The organism is Clavibacter sp. MX14-G9D (assembly GCF_032917815.1).
GTDB lineage: Bacteria > Actinomycetota > Actinomycetes > Actinomycetales > Microbacteriaceae > Clavibacter > Clavibacter michiganensis_K.
On record NZ_JAVCVL010000286.1, the window covers coordinates 1 to 2,756 of the forward strand.

The following is a 2,756-nucleotide window of genomic DNA, read 5'->3' on the forward strand; positions in this document are numbered from 1 at the left end:
GGCACCCGCGGCGTGGTCGGGGACGCGCGCCACGTCGGCGCCGTCCGCGCGGAGGGCGGCGGTGAGGCGGCGCGTCGCCGGCGCACCGCCCACCACGACGACGCGGCGGCCCTGGACATCGAGGTCGAACTGCATGGCTCAGGCCTTCCGGACGGGGATGGAGGGTCCGGACAGCATGACGGACCCGTCGCGCTCCTCCGGGAAGGCGGGCCGTCGCTGGCCGCGCTCCTCGACGCGCGCCATGGCGGGATCCGGCGTCGTCGGGGCGTTCACGAACGACCGGAAGCGCCGGAGCCGGTCGGGGTCGGCGAGCGTCGCCGCCCACTCGTCCTCGTAGCCGTCGATCTGCAGCGCCATCGCCCGCTCCAGCTCCTCCGCGATGCCGAGCGAGTCCTCCACCACCACCTGGTGCACGTGCTCGAGGCCGCCCTCCAGCTCCTCCTGCCAGCGCGCCGTGCGCTGCAGGCGCTCGGCCGTGCGCACGTAGTACATGAGGTAGCGGTCGATGTAGCGGATGAGCGTCGCGTCGTCGAGGTCCTTCGCGAGCAGCTGGGCGTGGACCGGGGTGAAGCCGCCGTTCCCGCCGACGTACAGGTTCCAGCCGGTCTCGGTCGCGATCACGCCGATGTCCTTCGCGCGCGCCTCGGCGCACTCGCGCGCGCATCCGGAGACGCCCATCTTGAACTTGTGCGGGGACCGGACGCCGCGGTACCGCAGCTCCAGGTGCACGGCCATGGCGACCGCGTCCTGCACGCCGTAGCGGCACCACGTGGATCCGACGCAGGACTTCACGTTCCGCAGCGCCTTCCCGTACGCCTGGCCGGACTCGAAGCCGGCGTCGACGAGGATGCGCCAGATCTCGGGCAGCTGCTCGAGGCGGGCGCCGAACATGTCGATGCGCTGGCCGCCCGTGATCTTCGTGTACAGGTCGTACTCCTCGGCGACCTCCGCGATGACCTTCAGCTTCGCCGGCGTGATCTCCCCGCCGGGGATGCGCGGCACGACCGAGTAGCTGCCGTCCTTCTGCATGTTGGCGAGCGCGCGGTCGTTGGTGTCCTGGAGCGGCCCCTGCCCGGCGTCGAGGATGTAGCCCTTCGTCTGCGTGGCGAGCACGGACGCCACGACGGGCTTGCACACGTCGCAGCCGAGGCCCGCGCCCAGGCGCTCGAACACCTGGGCGGCGGAGGTGAGGCCGAGGATCCGGACGGTCTCGAACAGCTCGCTGCGACTGACCGCGAAGTGCTCGCAGAGGGCGCGGGACACCTCGACCCCGGCGGCCTCGAGCTCCGTGTCGAGGATCTTCTTCACGAGCGGCACGCACGACCCGCACTGGGTGCCCGCGCGGCTGCAGGCCTTCAGCTCCGCGAGGTCGGTGCAGCCGGGCGTGCCGTCCGCGCCGCGGACCGCGTGGCGGACGTCGCCCGCGCTCACGTCGTTGCAGGAGCAGACCTGCACGTCGTCGGGGAGGTCGGTGGCGGCCGGCGGCTCGGCGCCCGCAGCCGAGAGGTAGGCGCCCGGCTCCCCGCCGAGCTCGCGTCCGAGCAGGGGGCGGAGCGCGCTGTAGGGGGCGGCGTCGCCCACGAACACGCCGCCGAGGAGGGTGCGCGCGTCGTCGCTCATGACGATCTTCTGGTACATGCCGCGGGCGGGATCCGCGTAGACGACCTCGAGCGCACCCGGCGATCGGCCCATGGCGTCGCCGAACGACGCGACCTCGACGCCGGAGAGCTTGAGCTTCGTCGCGTCGTCGATGCCGGGGAACAGGGCCTCGCCGCCGGTGATGCGGTCGGCCACCGTCTCGGCCATGGCGTTGGCGGGCGCCACGAGGCCCACGCACACGCCGTCGACCGCGGCGACCTCCCCGATCGCCCAGACGTGCGGGGCGGAGGTGCGGCAGGCCGCGTCGATCGCGACGCCGCCGCGCGGGCCGAGCTCCAGGCCGGCGGCGCGCGCCAGCTCGTCGCGCGGCGTGATCCCGATGGAGAAGACGACGACGTCGGCGTGGACGGTCCGGCCGTCGGTGAGCGTCATGCCGGTCACGCGGCCGGTGGGCGTGGTGAGGATCGCCGTCGGACGGACCCCCAGGTGCAGCTCGATGCCCTGGCCGTGGATGATGCGGCCGAGCGCCTGCCCGGCGCCCTCGTCCAGCTGCGACGACATGAGCCACCGCCCGGAGTGCACGACCGCGGAGCGCGCGCCGAGCGCGTGCACTCCGCCGGCCGCCTCGAGCCCGAGCAGCCCGCCGCCGACGGTCACCACGTTGGCCGGCCGCCCGTGGCGCTCGCGGAAGGCCGCGACCTCGGACACCAGGTCGGCGACGTCGGCGAGGGTCCGGTAGACGCGGCCGGCGGCGGCGCCCTCGATGGGCGGCACGGACGCGGCGCTGCCCGTCGCCAGCACGAGCTCGTCGTACGCGAGGACCGCGCCGTCGTCGAGGAGCACCGTCCGGGCGGCGGGGTCGAGGCGCGTCGCGAGGCGCCCCGGTCGGCAGTCGAGGGACGCGTGGTCCCAGAACGCGGGCGCGCCGAGCGTCAGGTCGACCTCGCCGTGGAGCCGCTTCGACAGCTGCACCCGGTCGTAGGGGAGGTGGGGCTCGTCGCCGACCACGGTGATCCGGAGCCTCGGCGATCCCGCGTCGACGCGCGACGCGAGGGACTCGGCGAGCCGGTGCGCCGCGGGTCCGCCGCCCACGACCACGACGCGGCGGACGCCGTCGGGGCCCGCCGTGGGGGTCGACGGCCCGGGCGCGGGCGCGG

At 74.8% G+C, this 2,756-nt stretch carries 1 protein-coding gene; it reads right to left on the reverse strand.

The window, feature by feature from the left end; all coding sequences use genetic code 11:
• Positions 1-138: 138 nt before the first annotated feature.
• On the reverse strand, positions 139-2,756 hold a 2,618-nt coding region (nirB, locus tag Q6969_RS14740; RefSeq protein ID WP_396335560.1), incomplete at its 5' end, for a nitrite reductase large subunit NirB.